This is a genomic window from Solwaraspora sp. WMMA2080 (assembly GCF_027497395.1).
Lineage (GTDB): Bacteria > Actinomycetota > Actinomycetes > Mycobacteriales > Micromonosporaceae > Micromonospora_E.
In genome coordinates this window covers 4,131,282-4,149,037 of the sequence record NZ_CP114910.1, presented here as the reverse complement: position 1 = coordinate 4,149,037, position 17,756 = coordinate 4,131,282, and the positions used below count along the sequence as shown (strand labels likewise).

17 protein-coding genes and 1 pseudogene are annotated in these 17,756 nt (G+C 69.9%); 8 read left to right on the top strand and 10 right to left on the bottom strand.

The genetic code is table 11. The features are described from left to right. Window positions 1-108: 108 nt before the first annotated feature. Both O7543_RS18845 and O7543_RS18840 read right to left on the bottom strand, forming a co-directional pair. A complete protein-coding gene (locus O7543_RS18845; RefSeq protein WP_281552636.1) occupies window positions 109-459 on the bottom strand; it encodes a recombinase family protein in 351 nt (116 codons plus the stop codon). Further along, the gene (locus O7543_RS18840) at window positions 456-782 is read right to left on the bottom strand and encodes a recombinase family protein (protein ID WP_281552637.1); all 327 of its coding nucleotides are present in this window, start codon (window positions 780-782) and stop codon (window positions 456-458) included. The genes O7543_RS18845 and O7543_RS18840 overlap by 4 nt, the downstream gene beginning before the upstream one ends. Before the next feature lie 285 nt (window positions 783-1,067). On the opposite strand from O7543_RS18840, the gene O7543_RS18835 reads away from it, so the two are divergent. The 3 genes from O7543_RS18835 to O7543_RS18825 all read left to right on the top strand — a co-directional run bounded on the left by O7543_RS18835 (window position 1,068) and on the right by O7543_RS18825 (window position 2,806). Next, entirely contained in the window at window positions 1,068-1,925 is an 858-nt protein-coding gene (locus tag O7543_RS18835) for a helix-turn-helix transcriptional regulator (RefSeq protein WP_281552638.1), read from the top strand. Beyond that, on the top strand, window positions 1,922-2,119 hold the full coding sequence (locus tag O7543_RS18830) for a DUF397 domain-containing protein (protein ID WP_281552639.1): 198 nt from the start codon (window positions 1,922-1,924) through the stop codon (window positions 2,117-2,119). Before O7543_RS18835 ends, O7543_RS18830 begins: the two co-directional genes overlap by 4 nt. A gap of 504 nt (window positions 2,120-2,623) precedes the next feature. Beyond that, complete coding sequence (locus tag O7543_RS18825; RefSeq protein ID WP_281552640.1) at window positions 2,624-2,806, top strand: DUF397 domain-containing protein; 183 nt, start codon at window positions 2,624-2,626, stop codon at window positions 2,804-2,806. A 70-nt stretch (window positions 2,807-2,876) separates the two neighbouring features. On the opposite strand, the gene O7543_RS18820 is transcribed toward O7543_RS18825, so the two are convergent. The 4 genes and pseudogenes from O7543_RS18820 to O7543_RS18810 all read right to left on the bottom strand — a co-directional run bounded on the left by O7543_RS18820 (window position 2,877) and on the right by O7543_RS18810 (window position 5,807). Next, on the bottom strand, window positions 2,877-3,449 hold the full coding sequence (locus tag O7543_RS18820) for a hypothetical protein (protein ID WP_281552641.1): 573 nt from the start codon (window positions 3,447-3,449) through the stop codon (window positions 2,877-2,879). Window positions 3,450-3,797: 348 nt separating this feature from the next. Then, a pseudogene (locus O7543_RS30240) lies at window positions 3,798-3,899 on the bottom strand (transcriptional regulator); the annotation flags it as partial. 325 nt (window positions 3,900-4,224) lie between these two features. Continuing rightward, complete coding sequence (locus tag O7543_RS18815; protein ID WP_281552642.1) at window positions 4,225-4,863, bottom strand: hypothetical protein; 639 nt, start codon at window positions 4,861-4,863, stop codon at window positions 4,225-4,227. Next, window positions 4,860-5,807 (bottom strand): type 1 glutamine amidotransferase, encoded by a 948-nt coding sequence (locus O7543_RS18810; RefSeq protein WP_281552643.1) that lies wholly within the window; start codon window positions 5,805-5,807, stop codon window positions 4,860-4,862. The genes O7543_RS18815 and O7543_RS18810 overlap by 4 nt, the downstream gene beginning before the upstream one ends. Window positions 5,808-5,911: 104 nt before the next feature. Here O7543_RS18810 and O7543_RS18805 point away from each other — a divergent pair, with 104 nt between their 5' ends. The 5 genes from O7543_RS18805 to O7543_RS18785 all read left to right on the top strand — a co-directional run bounded on the left by O7543_RS18805 (window position 5,912) and on the right by O7543_RS18785 (window position 12,274). Next, window positions 5,912-7,306 (top strand): condensation domain-containing protein, encoded by a 1,395-nt coding sequence (locus O7543_RS18805; protein ID WP_281552644.1) that lies wholly within the window; start codon window positions 5,912-5,914, stop codon window positions 7,304-7,306. A 75-nt stretch (window positions 7,307-7,381) separates the two neighbouring features. Next, the gene (locus tag O7543_RS18800; RefSeq protein WP_281552645.1) at window positions 7,382-8,509 is read left to right on the top strand and encodes an LLM class flavin-dependent oxidoreductase; all 1,128 of its coding nucleotides are present in this window, start codon (window positions 7,382-7,384) and stop codon (window positions 8,507-8,509) included. A gap of 5 nt (window positions 8,510-8,514) precedes the next feature. Further along, window positions 8,515-9,180, top strand: coding sequence for an FMN reductase (locus O7543_RS18795; RefSeq protein WP_281552646.1), 666 nt, complete (start codon window positions 8,515-8,517; stop codon window positions 9,178-9,180). A gap of 96 nt (window positions 9,181-9,276) precedes the next feature. Next, complete coding sequence (locus tag O7543_RS18790) at window positions 9,277-10,938, top strand: peptidase (protein WP_281552647.1); 1,662 nt, start codon at window positions 9,277-9,279, stop codon at window positions 10,936-10,938. A gap of 211 nt (window positions 10,939-11,149) precedes the next feature. Beyond that, window positions 11,150-12,274, top strand: a complete 1,125-nt coding sequence (locus O7543_RS18785) for a serine hydrolase domain-containing protein (RefSeq protein WP_281555786.1) — start codon at window positions 11,150-11,152, stop codon at window positions 12,272-12,274. A gap of 101 nt (window positions 12,275-12,375) precedes the next feature. Here O7543_RS18785 and O7543_RS18780 read toward each other — a convergent pair whose 3' ends face one another. From O7543_RS18780 to O7543_RS18765, 4 genes are all read right to left on the bottom strand, one after another. Further along, on the bottom strand, window positions 12,376-13,065 hold the full coding sequence (locus O7543_RS18780; RefSeq protein ID WP_348650140.1) for a 50S ribosomal protein L11 methyltransferase: 690 nt from the start codon (window positions 13,063-13,065) through the stop codon (window positions 12,376-12,378). A 53-nt stretch (window positions 13,066-13,118) separates the two neighbouring features. Next, on the bottom strand, window positions 13,119-13,322 hold the full coding sequence (locus O7543_RS18775; protein ID WP_123604240.1) for a cold-shock protein: 204 nt from the start codon (window positions 13,320-13,322) through the stop codon (window positions 13,119-13,121). Window positions 13,323-13,563: 241 nt separating this feature from the next. Next, entirely contained in the window at window positions 13,564-16,575 is a 3,012-nt protein-coding gene (locus tag O7543_RS18770) for a DUF5682 family protein (RefSeq protein ID WP_281552649.1), read from the bottom strand. A gap of 11 nt (window positions 16,576-16,586) precedes the next feature. Continuing rightward, window positions 16,587-17,702, bottom strand: a complete 1,116-nt coding sequence (locus tag O7543_RS18765; RefSeq protein ID WP_281552650.1) for an AAA family ATPase — start codon at window positions 17,700-17,702, stop codon at window positions 16,587-16,589. Window positions 17,703-17,756 lie beyond the last annotated feature (54 nt).

Below are 17,756 nucleotides of genomic sequence, written 5' to 3'. Positions count from 1 at the left end.
TCGGGTAGGTCGTACGCCCGCAGTCCGGGCACCACCTGGACTTGACCTTGAATGACCACAGCCCGGCGCAGAAGCCCAGCAGCGCCGCGCCGACGACTGCCCCGATTCCTAGCATGGCCGCATCCTCCTGTCGCAGGTGTCGATGGCTTCGAGATCGAAGATGAGCGCGTCTGCCGCGTGTAGTTCCTCGATCAGGTCGTCGAAGAGGTCGCTGTGGTGTGCAGAGAGGGTTTCGTGGGCGGGGACGATGACGTGGTGGGCGTCCTCGACGAGGAGGTCATGCATCAGGCGGTCGAACGCTGCTCGACTGGTCGCGCGTTCGATGAAGACAGCGGTCAGGTCGTAGCCGTGGCTGTCGGCGAACTGCTGCATGCGTCGCTCGGCTTGGTCCACGATGGCGTTGCTCGTGTTGGCGTGCGGCGGCAGTAGGCGGATGTAGCCGTACAGCGGCAGTCTCATGGGTCTAGTTCCTCCTGCAGGGTATGGACCTGGACGCCGGTGTCTTCCAGCGCGTCGAGAAGGTGGCGCTGGACCACCGGGTGCGTGGAGAGGTGCGCAAGGCTGGGCGTGATCACGCGCCGGGCGTCGGAGCGGCCGATCTCTTCGATCAGTGCGGTGAGGGCGGGGCGGTTCAGCGCGGTGTCGTACTCATGGAAGAGCCCCGCTAAGCAGTAGCCCTCCTGCTCGGCCCAGAACTTGAGGGCGAGTTCCATCTGCCGGATGTCGCCGTCGAGGGCGTCGAGGTCCACCCGCAGGTAGCCGTACATCAGCGGCTTCACCATGGAATGCCCCCTTCGAGTCGAGCGGGACCGACGACATGTGCCTGCTCGGGCGACCCCTCGCCGGCTGCTGGGCGGTGCGGCACGCCCAGGTACCGAAGACGAGTAGAGCACTGCGTGTATCGATCTACAAGACTTCATTTAGGGCACCCAGAAGTACGTCATAGAGAGCGAAGCATGCATTGCAAAACAGGCGTACGGGTGCTTTCATCTTGAGTGACAGGGTCGCCTCACCGTGAGGCGAGGAGCGGAGGATGAGACGTGGCGGAAGGAGCGACAGGGTCAACGGTGCCGAGACGGCAACTGGGTCGCTGCCTGCGTGATCTCCGGATGCAGGCCCGGTTCACGGTCAGAGCCGCCGCCTCCGCTCTGGAGTGGAGCGAAGCGAAGATCTGGCGGATCGAGACCGGGCAGACGTCCATGCGGTCACTCGACGTCGAGCAGATGTGCCGCGTCTACGGCGCGTTGGCCGAGACGACGACATCGCTCATGGCTCTCGCCAAGGAGACCAAGAGCAAGGGCTGGTGGCTGTCTTACGCAGACATAATCAACGAGGGCTTCGACGTTTACATCGGCCTGGAGGAGTCCTGCAGTCAGTTGCGGTGGTACGAAGCTGAGCTCGTGCCAGGACTACTGCAAACTGCGGACTACGCCCGCACGCTGATCGAGGCCGACAACCCCGGCACGGAGCCGCGCGAGATCGGCCGACGGGTTCAACTCCGAATCGCTCGGCAAACGCTGCTCACCAGACCGGTCGCGGCACCGGAGCTGAGGGTGGTGCTCAACGAGTCGATCCTCCGGCGGCCGGTGGGCGGGCGGGAGGTCATGAGCGCCCAGCTGGAACGGCTGATCGCCGTGAGCGAGATGCCGAACGTGGCACTCAGGGTGCTGCCGTTCGCGGTCGGGATGCACGCCGGCATCATGTCGGGTCCGTTCGTCGTGCTGGAGTTTCCCACCAACGGCAACGGCCAGGCGACGGAACCGCCCACGGTCTACGTCGACGGGTTCACCGGTGCTCTGTTCCTGGACAAGCCGCATGAGATCGACCGGTACGAGGGAGCATTCAGCAACATCTGGGACGCCTCGCTGGATGAGCGGGCGTCGAGGCAGGCAATCAGGGACGCGATGAAGGAGATGGGCAAGTGATCACTGGCGACGTTTCAGCGGCTCGTTGGTTCACGTCGAGCCGGAGCAACGGACAGAACAACTGCGTCGAAGTGGCCGACAACCTTCCGGGACGGGTCCTGGTCCGGGACACCAAGAACCGCGACGGCGGCACCCTGGCCTTCGGCCCGTCCGCGTGGCGCTCGTTCATCGAGGTGGCGAAGCGCCACCACTGACGGCCTGACGGCTATCTCGGCGAGACAGCCGGAGAGCGCCGACCCTGCCTCGGTAGGGTCGGCGCTCCTGCATCGCGCGCCGGACGCGGTGAGTCAGGGCCGCCTGATCGCCGGCCGGGTTGGTCGGTTCGCTCTGCGCTGCGAAGGCTCCGTCATGCCGTCCGTGAGCGCGGACCCTTCGCGGAGCTGTTTACGCAGCTCAAGTACTGTTCGAGAGTGGACGTCGGTGGCGTTTGGGCTGTCGTCGTGCTCTCTCCAGGCGGACCCTTCGCGGACCGCTCGCTCCGCCGCAGGTCAGGAGGGGTAAAATCGGTACCCTGTCGCAGCTCTCTCGGGAGCTGCCCTTCATTGAGGCCCGGTCAGCTTGCGGATGTCGACCTGGCGGCGGCGGCCGGGTCGCAGCTCTCTCGGGAGCTGCCCTTCATTGAGACGGTGTGCATCGAGACTCCGTCTCTCTGGCACCTCACTGCCCAGGAGTGGACGTCGATCGGTGGAGATGATCCAGTGAGCAGCGCACCCAGTTGGCGTACCAGCACCTACTCCGAAGCCGGCTCGTGCGTCGAGGTGGCCGACAACCTGCCCGGTCGGGTCCTGGTTCGGGACACCAAGGACCGTAGCGGCCCGATGCTGATCTTCGGCCCGTCCGCCTGGCGCTCCTTCGTCGAGCTCGCCAAGCAGCACCACTGATCCAACATCCCAGCAGCGGGCCGAGCTCCAGAGGCTCGGCTCCCCAAGTTGGCCGGTGCCTCCGCTGGTGTCAGTCCAGTTGGGTCACGACGCGGCCGTCGGCGTCGCGGCCGACGACGGCGGTGATGTCGGAGAGGTTCATCCCGTCGCGCTCATGCTCGCTACGGGGAAGCCAGGCCGCGTACGCGCCGATCTGGCGACTTCGGGTGGCGGGGAGCCGGTGTACGGCGGCCGTGGCGGTCTGGCCGAACATGGTCACGGACACGCTGGTCACGGCACCGCGTACGGACCCGACCAGGATGATCTTCCGCTGCTGCGGGTCAAGCGGGGCGACGTACGGCATCGGCTTGGTGGGCAGCAGCGGCGGACCGACCGTGTCCAAAGCCTCCGGCGCCGGATCGCAGAAGACGAACTCGTTCTCCTTGCCCTCCCTGCGCTTCTCGTCGACGCGGGCAACGCGCACGCAGAACGAGTCTTCAGCGAGCCAGGCGGCGGTCTGCCAACCCGGTACGCGGGCATCCAACACCACGGGCTGTCCGACGGTTGGGGTCGGCGGGGGCGCCTCGGGGGCGAGAGCAGTGACAGCGCAGCCTTGCACGGCGAGTAGCCCGCCTACGACGGCCATGGTGATGGAGGGACGCATGCCGACAGTGTCGCCTGCATGCCACGGCGATGGGCGTCGCCGGGGTGGGTTCCCGGCCAGCCTGTTGTAGCCGGGAGCCGTCGAGGTGAGGCTTACGCACGTTAAAACGCGAACTTAAGGTATCTCAGCCTCACCTCGGCGCGGTGCTGAGTTGCCGGCGACCCCGCCCGAGCTGTGGCCAGGGTCAATCAGGTCGTGAATCTCCCCGCCGCCGTCGCGTAGCTCTTCGACCGCTTCGGCCAACCGCCGAGCATTGGCGAGGCTGGCCATCAGATATACCGTCTCTTCCAGCGACCCGTGCCCATGCCCCGAGTCGGCCACAGCGGCCTCGCGGCCAGGCAGGCCCGCCGTGGCAGGCAGTTCCTGCTTACCGGACTCGACGGCCTGCTCGCCACCGGATCGCTCGATGTGGGCCGCGCGAATGTCGCGCCAGCGTCCGCAACTAGTCATTGCTGCCCTTGGTTGGCTTCAGATCTCCGCCGCCTCGGCGGCCATCCTTACTATGTCTCGGTAGTCCTCTTCGGTGTCAGTGTGAGGGCTGCTGAGAATGCGACCAACCTTTTGCCTACCGACACGCTGCCTCCAGTTGGGCGGGGTGATGCAGAAAATGTGTCGTGAGTTGACTCTAAGTCATCTTGGGGCGTGTTGTTGAGTTCATAGTGAATCAACATTCATGCTCACGATCGTCCTGATCGTTTTCGAGAGAAGAGACCGGCCGCCGACCAGCAGAGCCCGGTGGTTGAGCCGAGCTGCGCCAGCCTTCCACTACTCAGGATCAGCGTCGTTTGACCTGCAGAGGGGCGGTGTAGGTGTCGCGGAGGGCGGTGAGGCGGTCGCGGCGGAACCGGCCCGGTTCGCGTCGTCGCATCCGTCGTCCCGTGTCGCTGGTGATGGTGTCGGCCGGCACCTCGTCGGCGTCGGCCGGGATGAACTTCATCGCCTCGTCGAGCGCGGCGACGGCCCGGGACAGGGCAGCCGCGGCCCGCCGCCGCTGTGCTGGATCGAGCGTGACCGGGTCGGCAGCAGCAGGCCCGGCAGCAGCAGGCCCGGCAGCAGCAGGCCCGGGAGCGGCAGGCCCGGCGGTGGCGAAGTCGGCGGGGACCAGGGCGGCGTACCGGTCGGCGACGGCAATCCACTCGCCGGGGTCGATGAGCTGCGACGGCTCCGGGCCACCGTACGAAAAAGCAGCGCCTGCCGGCGGGTGCACCGGCTCGGCGGGCAGCCGGAACAGGAACTCCCGTGCGGTGCCGCAGCCGGCACAGCTGCCCTGGTAGCGGGTGGCCAGGTCGCCGTCGGTGAGCGCGACCACCTCGACCTGCGGCTCGAACCGTGCTTCACCGCAGCCGCACGGATGCAGCTCGACGTAGAGGCGTGCTTCGGCGCTGCTGCGCGCCGCTGGCAGGACGACGCTCACAACACGCCGCCGACCGCCGCCGGCACCCCGCCATGAGCACCAACACCAGCACCAGCACCAGCGACGACACCAGCACCGGCGGCGACACCGACGCCAGCACCAGCGGACGGCGTGCCGGTCGGAGCGGTGTCGGGCCGGACACCCGGGCGGACGTGGTACCGCAGCCAGTTGGCCATCAGCCGCCGAGAGGTCGCGACGATCTGCGCCTCACGGGCGTACAGGGTGGCGGTGAAGGCGTCGAGGTCGGCGTCGTCCGGGCCGATCCAGCCTTCGCGGACCAGCGCGCCGCGTCGGCTGCGGGCCAGCGCCGAAATGATGCTCGCGGTGATCTCGGGGTGGGCCTGGATCGTCCGTACGGTCGGGCCGATGGCCAGCGTCTCGTTGCGGTAGACCCGGCTGTACGCCAGCTCGACGACCGCCCCCTCGACGGCCCGCGCCGGCACCTGCTCGACCACATCGACGTGCGAGGTGAACAGGTCGAACTCGTCGGGCAGCCCGGTGAACAGCGGGTCGAGCCGACCGGCCGGGGTCAGCCGTACCGTGTCGACGCCGAACCGGCGGCCGTGCCCGCCGATCGCCGCCCGGCCGCCGATCGACTCCGCGCGGGCCTGGTGTGACCAGCAGATGTGCAGCTCCGGTACGCCGGCGGCAGCGGCGGCGCGGAAGAACTCCTTGGTCCGGGTGATCCACGGCAGGTGTTCGTACGCGGAGTGCCCGGAGCCGCCGCCGATGACCGCGTCGGCTTCGATGGTGTCGGGCAGCGGCTGCCCGTCGGCGACGTCGACGGTGACGATCTGCGTCGGGTCCAGCCCGGTCGCCTCGGCGATCCACTGCGGATAGCTGGGGAGGCCGAGGGCGGTCAGTGCGGCGCGTTCCTGGGTATTGACGAAGAGCAGTCGGATCCGGTCCCGGATTTGGTGGGGCGCGCGCGTGTGGTGGGGCACCTGCCGGAGACTACCGCCCAGGTGGAGATCATCGGCCGATCGGTCGAGGGAAAGCGCTTACTCGACCCTGTCGGGTGACAGCACATTCACTGATACTGGTCGACGTGGTGACCGAACTGTCGACCCTGGGCCGCCGTACGGTGTCGTTCGTCGCGCCGGATCCGGCGCGCACCGCCCCGATCACCTGGGGCCAGCGGGCATTGTGGATGGCGCTCCGGCGGCACGGCACCAGCCAGACCATGTTCGCCCTCAAACGGCACGTCGCCGTGCCCCGCCGGGCACGCTCCGACCCGGAGCGGGTGTACGCGGCGATCGCCGCCCTGATGGTGCGGCACACCGCGCTGCGCACCCGGCTGGAGCTGGCCGGCGACGAGCCCCGTCAACTGGTCGCCGACCGGGGTGACCTACCGGTGCTGGTGGTGCCGGCCGAATCCGGCGGCAACTCCGGCGACGCGGCGGGCGGCGGGTCGGCGGATCCGGCGGCGGTCGCCCAGCGGGTCGCCGACGAGCTGGCGGCGGAGCCGTTCGCGCACGCCGACGACTGGCCCCAGCGCGTCGCGGTGGTGACCCGCGACGGCGTACCGCATCAGGTGGTGGTGGTGTTCAGCCACACCACGGTCGACTTCCGGGCGGCCGAGCTGGTGCTGCGCGACCTGCGGCTGCTGCTGGCCCGGAGCCGGATCGACGACGCACCCGGTCTGCAGTCGGCGGACGTCGCCGACCTGGAGCAGCGGGAGAGCCACCGGCGGCGGTCGGCGCGGGCGGCGGCGTACTGGGTGGAGGTGACCCGCCGGCTGTCGCGCGACACCCGGATGCCGCAGCGGGAGCCGGCCACCCCGCGTTTCCGGCGGGGTGTCCTGACCTCGGCGGCGGCGGACACCGCGACCAGGATGCTCGCCGTACGGCATCGGACGACCACCTCGACGGTGCTGCTCGCGGCGGCGGCGCTGGTGGTCGGCGAATGCTCCGGCAACGACCTGGTCGGCATGCACACGATGGTCAACAACCGGATGCTGGACGGCTACCCGGAGGCGATCGCCAAGCTGAACCAGTTGGCCCTGGTGCCGGTCGACCTGACCGGCGACCGCCGGATGGCGTCCCTGCTGCCCCGGGTGTGGCGGGCGGCGCTCGACGGGTACCGGCACGCCTACTACGACCCGCAGGCGCTCAGCGACGCGTTCGGCGCGGCCGGCCTGCCGTACGCAACCGGGGTGAACCCGCACTGCTACCTCAACGACATCCGGCTGTCGGCGGACAGCGACCTGTTCGGCCGCGACATCGACGAGGCGGCGGTACGTGGCGCGTCGGCCGGCACCACGTTCCGGCTCGCCCAGCGGATCGAGCGGTTTACCTGGCGTACCCGGATCGAGATCGTCGACCGGCCGGACGGGTTGGGGCTGGCGCTCACCGCCGACACCACCTACTTCTCGACCGACGACATCGAGCGGTTCCTACGGGCGCTGGAGGCCCACCTCATCGACGGCGCGTTCGCGGAATAGTTGACGCAGCAACTATGTTTGGCCGGGTAGTCCGAGGGAATTCCAACCGGCCCTCGCCGCGAGGAGGAGCAGACCATGCAGTTCGGCGTCTTCAGCGTCGGTGACGTCACCGTCGACCCGACCAACGGTCGGGAGCCGACCGAGCGCGAGCGGATCAAGGCCATGGTCGCCATCGCGCTCAAGGCCGAAGAGGTCGGCCTGGACGTCTTCGCCACCGGCGAGCACCACAACCCGCCGTTCGTGCCGTCGTCGCCGACCACCATGCTCGGCTACATCGCGGCCCGGACCGAGCGGCTGCTGCTGTCCACCGCGACCACGCTGATCACCACCAACGACCCGGTGAAGATCGCCGAGGACTACGCGATGCTGCAGCACCTGGCCGACGGCCGGGTCGACCTGATGATGGGGCGCGGCAACACCGGCCCCGTCTACCCGTGGTTCGGCCAGGACATCCGCAACGGTATCCCGCTGACCATCGAGAACTACGACCTGCTGCGCCGGCTGTGGCGCGAGGACGTCGTCAACTGGCAGGGCAAGTTCCGTACCCCGCTGCAGAGCTTCACCTCGACGCCGCGCCCGCTCGACGGCGTACCGCCGTTCGTCTGGCACGGCTCGATCCGCAGCCCGGAGGTCGCCGAGCAGGCCGCCTACTACGGCGACGGCTTCTTCGCCAACCACATCTTCTGGCCGAAGGAGCACACCCAGCGGATGGTCGGCCTCTACCGGGAACGCTTCGCCCACTACGGCCACGGCTCCGCCGACCAGGCGATCGTCGGCCTCGGCGGGCAGGTGTTCATGCGCCGCAACTCGCAGGACGCGGTGCGCGAGTTCCGGCCGTACTTCGACAACGCCCCGGTCTACGGGCACGGTCCGTCGTTGGAGGACTTCAGCTCGCAGACTCCGCTCACCGTCGGCAGCCCGCAGCAGGTCATCGACCGTACGCTGACCTTCCGCGAGTACGTCGGCGACTACCAGCGGCAGCTGTTCCTGATCGACCACGCCGGACTGCCGTTGAAGACGGTGCTGGAGCAGTTGGACATGCTCGGCGAGGAGGTCGTGCCGGTGCTGCGGCGCGAGTTCGCAGTGGGCCGGCCGGCACACGTGCCGGACGCACCCACCCACGCCTCCCTGGTCGCCGCCGCGGACGGCAGCACAGCAGACAGTACGGCTGACGCGGACTCGGCCGCGCCGGCTTCGGTGTGACGGCGATGACCACGAGCACCAGCCGCCGTCGGCTGGCGGTCGTCACCGCCGGAGTACGCCAGCCGTCGACCAGCCGGCTGCTCGCCGACCAGCTCGCCGCGGCGGTCCGCGACGAGCTGGCCGGCCTCGGCGGGCAGCTGGAGACGACGGTGATCGAGGTACGCGACCATGCCCACGAGGTGGTCGACAACACGCTGACCGGTTTCCCGGCACCGACGTTGAAGCAGGCGTTGGACGCGGTGGCGGCCGCCGACGGACTGGTCGCGGTCAGTCCGGTGTTCAACGCCGCGTACAGCGGGCTGTTCAAGGCCTTCTTCGACGTACTGCCGGAGGGTGCGCTGCTCGACAAGCCGGTCCTGATCGGTGCCACCGGCGGCACCGCCCGGCATTCGCTCACGTTGGAGCATGCCCTGCGGCCGATGTTCGCCTACCTGCGTGCGGTGGTGCTGCCGACCGCCGTCTTCGCCGGCCCCGAGGACTGGGCCGGGGAGAAGGTCGGCGACCAGGCCGCAGACGGCGGTGACCAGGTCTGGGCGCTGCGCGGGCGGATCTCCCGCGCCGGGCGGGAGCTGGCCGCCGAGATGCACCGCCGGGAGCCGGTACGGGTGGCCGACCCGTTCGCGTTGACCACCGACTTCGAGCAGCTGCGGAGTAGTTCGAAGCGCGGGTGAAATCTCGGACGCAATCTGGTCCCGGTGGCGGAATCGGGGTAGCAGACCTCGCGGACTGTCGATAGAGTCCGGCTCTGTCCCGTCCACAGGAGAATCATGATGCTGAACGCAGCCGGCTGGCGCCGGCTCGGAGCCGGCGCCCTGCTCGCCGGTGCCCTCGTCGTTGCCGCGGCCGCTCCGGCCGCCGCCCAGAACCCGGGGCCGGACCTGTTCGTCTCGTTCGACCGGGAGCCGGTCGCCGAGGTGGACAACTCCGGCGTCACCCTCGGCATGTACGTCTACAACTACGGCGATGCGCCGGCGAGCGACGTGACCATCGTCGTCGACGCCACCGGCGTCGACGACGCGGTTCAGCTGGCTGCGGCCTACCACCCCGGCTGCGAGATCGCCGACCGGGTCGTCAGCTGCGCGTACGGTGCCCTCGCCGCCGGATTGACCGACCACATCTACCCGGTGCGGCTGGTCAGCCGGGCCGGTGCCACGCCGGGTGACGCCGGCACCATGACCGTCACCATCAGCTCGGCCGAGCAGGACGCCAACCCGGCCAACAACACCGAGACCTTCCCGGTGACCGTACTGGCCTCCGGCCCCGACCTGGTCGCCATGGTCGACGACATCAACAGCGCAGCGGATCCGGTCGGGCCGGGCGACACCGCCCCGCTGTACGCCGCAGTGCTCAACGAGGGTGACAGCACCGCCGACAGCTACACGATCGGGCTGGACCTGCCGACCGGAGTCGGCTTCGTCGACGAGTACACCGACTGTGACTACACCTCCTACTGGCCGAACGACCCGAAGACGGAGGGGTACGCGTACGGCCCGAGTCGGGTCAGCTGCGCACTGACCATCCCGCTGGCGCCGGGGGAGACCCTGTTCCTCGTCGACGAGCAGGGCGAGTCGCTGTTCGACCTGTACTTCGGCAACAACCTGGCCGGTCCGGGCGAGACGAGCGGGTCGTTCGAGGCGCGGCTGGTCGCTGAGGACCCGGCGCAGGCGCAGGCACGGGCGTCGACGGCCGGCGGGAAGTCGATCAACGAGGCGCTGGCGAAGGCCCAGGCGTCGGCCGGCCGCTCGGCGGCGTCGCTCCTCGAAAAGATCGACACCGAGGAGATCGACACCGAGGACAACGTCGACTACTTCGCCGTACACACCAAGCCGAACACGTTCGACATCGCGGTGACGGCCGAGCCGGTGACCGGCGAGCCGGGCGAGACCGTCGACCTGACCTTCACCGTCGTCAACAACGGGCCGTCCGACGGCGGCGGTCCGGGCGTGACCGTCACCGCGCCGTCGGGCACCGTCCTGCTGCCGTCCGACTGGTGCTACACCGAGGGTGAGCCGGGCACCCGGCTGCCCGAGTCACCGGCGCTGCGGTGCAACTTCGAGAGCCTCTTCCCGGCCACCGCGTCCGGCGGCGGGCGCATCACCCACACCCTCCAACTCAAGATCAAATCGACGCCGGGTACGGACGGAACGGTCGTCGCCGACAGTGGCGGGCCGTCGACCGAATCCGACCCGTCGAACAACACCGTCGCCATCGTCTTCACCGGTGCGGGCGACGATCCCGACGACGAACCGGGTGGCGGCGGGGCCGGCGACGGCGACTACCTGCCGATCACCGGCGCGCCGGTCGGCACGGCCGCCGGTGTCGGCACGGTCGCGGTGGCGCTCGGCGTCGCACTGCTGCTGCTGACCGTACGGCGGCAGACGGGCTCGAGGCCGGGTCGTCCGCCAGCGGGAGCCGGCTCTCGCACCTGAGCACGATGCGTCACACCGGCTAGGCCGTCAACATGTAAATATGTCTAGCCTTTTTAGGACACTCCGGGTCGCCGCCACCAGCGTGACGTTGGTGGCGGCGATCGCCGTCGTGCCAGCGTCCGCCGCCGCGCGACCCAGCCCGTCAACCGGCCCGTCCGCCGGTGGACACGCGTCGGGCGGCTCGTCCGGCGGCGCTATCGACCGCGCCGAGCTGCAGTCCGTACTCGACGACGTGCCGGAAGCCGGCGTACCCGGCGTCCTGGCCGCCGTCCGCGACGGCCGACACGAGTGGCAGGCCGCCGCCGGCCACGCGTACGCCACCAAACCCCGCCCGATGCAGCCGTGGATGCGGCATCGGATCGGCAGCATCACCAAGACGTTCGTCGCCACCACGGTGCTCCAACTGGTCGACGAAGGCCGGCTCGGGCTCGACGACCCGATCGGGCAGTGGCTGCCCGAGACGGTGCCCGGCGAGGTCGGCGAGCAGGTCACGGTACGGATGCTGCTCAACCACACCAGCGGCATCGGCAACTACACGAATGCGATGCTCACCTCGTACGCCGCGATCGACCAGATGCAGGTCACCACGTACCCGCCGGCGGACCTGGTCGCGACGGGCCTGGCGATGCCGCGCACCAACCCGCCCGGCGCGATGTTCAGCTACTCCAACACCAACTACATCCTCGCCGGCCTGCTGATCGAGGCGGTCACCGGCAACGACCCCACCACCGAGGTGCAGCGGCGGATCCTGCGGCCGCTGCGGCTGACCGGCACCTACTTCCCCGGCGTCGACCCGACGATCCGCGGCCCGCACGGTGGCGCCTACTTCGCGTCGTACGGTGTGCGTGACCTCGGCGAGTTCAACATGAGCTGGGCGTGGACCGCCGGCGAGATGATCGCCACCACCGCCGACCTGAACACGTTCTACCGGGCGCTGCTCGGCGGTGAACTGCTCGACGCGGACACCCTCGACGAGATGCTCACCACGGTCCCGTTCGACCCGTCCGCACCGCAGTTCGGCGGCTACGGGCTCGGCATCTACTCGGCGCCGCTGCCGTGCGGCGAGTTCTGGGGACACGACGGTGCGGTGCTCGGTCACCTGACGATCTCGCTGCACAGCCGGGACGGTGCGCGCCAGCTGTCCACCGGCATCAACCTCAGTCACTACGACATCGGGTTCCCGGACGCGCACCCGGTCGACATCGCCTGGCAGACGCTGCTGCTGACCGCGCTCTGCCCGACCGACGCGTCGGCGAGCCGGTCCACCGGTGCGGCCCAGCTGCCGCCCAGCGTGACCCGGCTGCCCGGCAACGCGGGGCCGGTACCGGTCGGATAGCCGTACGGCGACCGCTGGCCGTGGTCCCGGTTGCGCCGTCCGGCGCGCCGGGACCACGCGGCGGCCCTGCGCCGCTTCCGCGCTCACTTGCTGACTTCAAGTCAGCGATGCGGCAGGAGGGTCAGTACCTGGGTGCGGTCGAGCAACGAGTCCTCGGCGGCGCCCGCGTTGAGCTGGTGGTAGCTGACGACCGGTTCGAGCCGGTCGAAGGCGCAGTGGCCCCTGCCCGGGTCACCCACCAGCACCTGCACGCCCCGGTCGGCGAGCCGGCTGAGGAACGGCAGCACCCGGGTGGCGAGTTCGGCGTTGTACAACGCGTCGCCGGCCAGCACCAGGTCCACCTCGGTCACGGTGCCGTCGAGCAGGTCGTCGACGGTGGTGGTGAGCCGGGCGTCGTTGACCACGGCGTTGAGCGCTATCGCCGTCGCGGCGTACGGATCGATGTCGTTGGCGGTGACCGTCGCCGCACCCGCCATTGCCGCCGCGATGGCGACCAGCCCGGAGCCGGAGGCGACATCGAGCACCCGCCGCCTGGCGACCAGGCCGGGGTTGTCCAGCAGGTAGCGGGCCAGTGCCTGACCGCCGGCCCACGCCGAGGCCCAGTACGGCGGCGGTAGCCGCCGGCCGGCGGCAGCCTCCAACCGGGCCCAGAGCAGCGTCGGATCGTCGGCGAGGAACAGCTGGATCTCCGCCGCGAGCGGCACCCTGGTCAGTCGGAGCTGGTCAGCTCCGCCGCTGTCGGTGCCGGCGGCGTCGTCGAAGAGTTGCCGTTGGAGGGGATCCGGTGCCAGCCCGCCCTGGGACGACGCCGTCAACGGTCGCGTCCCAAGGGACGGGGACAACCTCAGATCACCCGGATGTTGGCCGCCTGCAGGCCCTTCTGGCCCTGCTCGACGTCGAACTCCACCCGCTGGTTTTCTTCGAGGGTACGGAAACCGCTGGACGCGATCGCGGTGAAGTGGGCGAAGACGTCAGCTTCCCCGCTGTCCTGGGTGATGAAGCCGAAACCCTTGTCAGCGTTGAACCACTTCACGGTGCCGATTGCCATGTCTGCTCCTAGCCGGTGACGGGTCCGCGACATGCGGACCTCTGCTGCCGCACTCATCAATCTCCGTCCGGAGAGACCGGCAGAATCTGCCAATGCCCGGCTGCTGCCGGCTGCGATCAGGCAGGCGGCATGAAGAAATCAACTGCAACGCGGCAAACCTAGCATGTCGAGGGGTACGAGTGCCCCGCCCTCGCCGGTGCCGGCGGCGTACCGCCGGCACCGGCGCCCCCCCGGGTCACTGTCAACCGGCGGCCGGAACCAGTCCGACGTGGGCGGCGACCCCGGCCGCGCTCGCCGGGAACCGCTCCAGCAGGTCGGCCACCGCCAGATCCCCGCCGGCCCGGCCGGCCCCAGTGGCCGATGGCGCGGCGGCTGCGGCACCGACCGGGTCGGCCGCGCAGTCCAGCAGGTCCGCCACCGCCACAGCGGCCAGCGGGAACTCGGCCAGCAGCTGCGGTGCCGGCCCGGACATCGCGTACCGGGCAGCCTCCGCCGCCGATCCCGCGACGTCGCCCGGCGAGCCGGTCCGCGTGGCGGTCGGGGCGGCTGCGGCCCACGGCGGGGCCCAGGAATCCAGCGCCGGCAGCGAGGCCGGGAAGGTTCGGCCGGCCTCTCGGACCAGGATCGGCACCAACTCGCCGGCCTGCTCGCGCAGCGTGGTGATCAGCATCGGCAGCCAGGGCAGCAGCACCGGGTCGGGCAGATGACCGAACGCCGCCGACAGCACCTCCACCACGAACGGTGTCAACGTCGGCACCGGCTCCAACGCCTGCACGAACCCGCTCAGGTAGTGCGGGAACGTCCCGACGGTGAGCGGGCTGGCCAGCAGATCGGCGCACCGCTCGCGCAGCTCGGCCAGCGGCAGCTGACCGAGCTGGGACTGCGCCGCCCAGTGCAACGCGATCTTCGCCGGTACTTCCGGATGCGACTGGCGGACCGCCAGCTCCAGCTGGGTCCGGTCGCAGCCCAACGCCATGGCGACGCTCTCCATGGTCATCAGGAAGCCCAGCATTGCCGCCACCTGCCGCAGCCCGGTCTCGTCGTCGACGAACGCGGTCGGCAGCAGGGTGCAGTAATGGGCGTACCCGGTGCTGACGAAGTCCTGGCACCAGGCCGGCAGCTCCGGCTCACCGCTGGTGCGGTAGTACGCCAGCAGCTGCCGGATCCGCTGCAACACCTCCGGTGCCCCGTCGGCGGTGCGTTCGGCGGCGAGTAACTGCACGGCCCGGGCACCGAGCTCGTCGGTGAGCCGCCGGTTGCTCAGGAACAGCAGTGAGTCCTCGACCGCCGCGAGGGCGTGTGCCGCCGTGGCCTGCGGATCCCAGGCCGCGCGGCGCAGCCGCTGTTCGAGCACCTGCTCGATGGTCACGCCCTCGTAGCCGAGCTCGATGATCGACCGCTGGTGGCGACCGATCGCGACGTCCCAGCTCTCCTGGACCGACTTTTCGCCGAGCCGCCGCTCGCCCATGATCGGCCGGACCACCTCCGGTGGCAGCAGCCGTCGCAGCATCCACAGCAGATCGGAGCAGGGTCGCAGCTCCGGCTGCCCGTGCAGGTCCAGCAGTGCCCGCTGGACGGTACGCCGCTTCGGGTCCAACCCGATGGGTGCCAGCCGGTCGTAGACGTCCCGGGCCAGCGGCGGCATCGCGTCGTAGCCGACCCGACCGATCCGGTCACCGCCGAACATGATCTCGCAGAGCCGGCGGACGTCGCGCCGGCCCGGCACCACGTCCTTCTCGATGCAGGTGACCGCGGCGTCGGCGAAGTCGTACGGGGTGGGCCGGCGCCGGTTGCGCATCCCGGCCAGCAGCACCGCCGTCTCGAAGATGGCGATCGCGTCGGCGGTGCTGGCCAGGTAGCCGTTGCGCCGGGCCAGCCGGACGATGTCGACCGACCAGCCGCGCAACTCGGCCTCGTCGAGCTCGCCGGGCCGGCTCGGGGCGGCCAGGAAGCCGCTGAGCCGGTCGTCACCAGGGACCGCGGCCCCCGCCGTACCGCCGCCGTTGCCGGTCGCTGGCCGCGCCGCCTTCTTCGGCTTGCGGGCCGAACTCTTGCGCCCGCCCTGCTGCCCGGCCAGCCGGTACGGGGTGACCCTGCTGCCGGTCAGCGCCTTCTGCCAGGTGCTGGCGGCGATCGACACCGTGCCGCCGGCCAGCCCGAACTGTGCCTCGATCGCCGAGTGGCTGGACGGGATCAGCCCGTACCGCCACTTGGTGCCGGTCGGCGCGGTGATCTCGAACGGCGCGGTCGACCGGACGCCGAACTGCTCGACCCGGCTGGCGGCGTGGAACGCGCCGCAGACGTACAGGCAGTCGGCCGGGTTGGCACCGTAGGCGGCAAGGTGTTCGCGTATCCGGGTCCACATGTAGCGTTCCCGGTCCTCGTCGCGGTCGAGTCGCGCCGCGTCGCTCGGCCGCAGCCGCCGGAACAGACTGCCGATCATGACCATGACCTGCCGGTACGTGTCGTGGTCGGCGCCGATCAGCGGCTGCTCGACGTACTGGTCCCACCATTCCGACCAGTGCCGCACCTTGCCGTGGTGCAGCAGGTACGCCTCCAACTCGGCGAACCCGGGGCGTAGGTCGCCGATGCCGACACCGACGGCGTCGCCGTGCAGCGCCTTCTCGTCGTCCTCGCCGTCTGCCTGGCCCTGCTGCTGGCCCTGCCCGCTCTGCTGCGCCGGTTCGTCGTCGCCGTCCGCAGCGGCGGCCGGGTCCGTCCGGTCGTCGGACTGCCACTGGAAGACGTGGTCGGTGGAGCGGTCCACCAGCAGCAGCTCCACCCCCGGCGTCTCCAGCGCGTACGCGATCGCCTGGTACTCGGCGGACGCCTCGGTGATCGGCGCGATCACGCTCAACGGACCGGCCCCGGCGGGGAAGCCGTCCAGGTCGCTGGCGAAGGCCTGCAACGCCACCGGCAGCTCGCAGTTGCGCAGCTCGATCAGCAGCGGCTGCAGGTCCTCGCACAGCTCCACATAGATCACCTTGGGCTGTTTGTCGCGCAGCCGGCGGACCATCGCCAGCGCCGACGACGGGGAGTGATGGCAGACCGGAAAGATCTCCAGCTCCTCGCCGAGCGCGTGGTCGACGTCGTCGACCAGGCCGGCGAGGATGTCGGTCAGCGCGTCGGGCGAGTCGGCGAACGCCGTCGCGGCGTCCGCCAACTGCTCCCGCAGTGCCCCGAACCGGCTGTCCGACGGCGCACCCGTGATCGGCGCACCCGTGATCGGCGCACCCGTGACGGGCTCGCTCATGACGGGCTCGCTCATGACAGGGTCGCGATGCTCTGCCGGCCGCCTTCGAGGAAGGCCGGCCACTCGCCACCGTCGGCCTTGCTGCGCGGCTCGATCACCCCGTGCCAGAACTTGTTCAGGATCGCCAGGTCCTCCGGGCTGCGCCGGGCCAGCGAACCGACCATCGAGCTGGCCAGGGTCTCGGCGCGCAGCGTCCGGTCACCGAAGAACTGACTGTGCAGGATCGCGTCCTCCAGCACACCGATCTGCTCGGCGGTGGACAGCGCAGACTCCAGCTTCTCGTCGTCGCTGGTCGCCGAAGCGGCGGCCTTGCGCAGGTCGGCGAAGCTCTGCAACAGCACGTCCAGCAGGGTGGGTGGCACCTCCAGCTCGATCTGGTGGCGACGCAGCAGCTCGGTGGTGCGGAACCGGACGATCTCCGCTTCGCTGCGCCGGTTGGTGATCACCGGGATCCGGACGAAGTTGAACCGCCGCTTGAGCGCCGACGACAGGTCGTTGACGCCCCGGTCGCGGCTGTTCGCGGTGGCGATGATGGAGAACCCGGGCTGGGCGAAGACGATGTTGTCCGAGTCCAGCTCCGGGATGGAGACGTACTTCTCGGACAGGATCGAGATCAGTGCGTCCTGCACGTCGCTGGTGGAGCGGGTCAGCTCCTCGAACCGGCCGATGACGCCCTGCTCCATCGCGGTCATGATCGGCGACGGGATCATCGACTGCCGGGACTGGCCCTTGGCGATGACCATCGACACGTTCCACGAGTACTTGATGTGGTCCTCGGTGGTGCCGGCGGTGCCCTGCACCACCAGGGTCGAGTTGCGGCAGATCGCGGCCGCGAGCAGTTCGGCCAGCCAGCTCTTGCCCGTGCCCGGGTCGCCGATCAGCAGCAGCCCCCGGTCGGAGGCGAGGGTGACGATGCTGCGTTCGACGAAGCTGCGGTCACCGAACCACTTCTGCGGGACCTCGCGGTCGAGGCCGTCGGCGCGTTCGGAACCGAGGATGAACAGACGCACCATCTTGGGGCTCAGCCGCCACGAGTACGGCTTCGGGCTGTCGTCGATCGATTCGAGCCAGTCGAGCTCCTCGGCGTACTTGATTTCGGCGGGGGCGCGCAGCATCTCTGCGGTCATGGTGCGGTTTCTCCTAGATTGAGGCTCGGGGGATCGGTACGGCGAGTCGAAAGG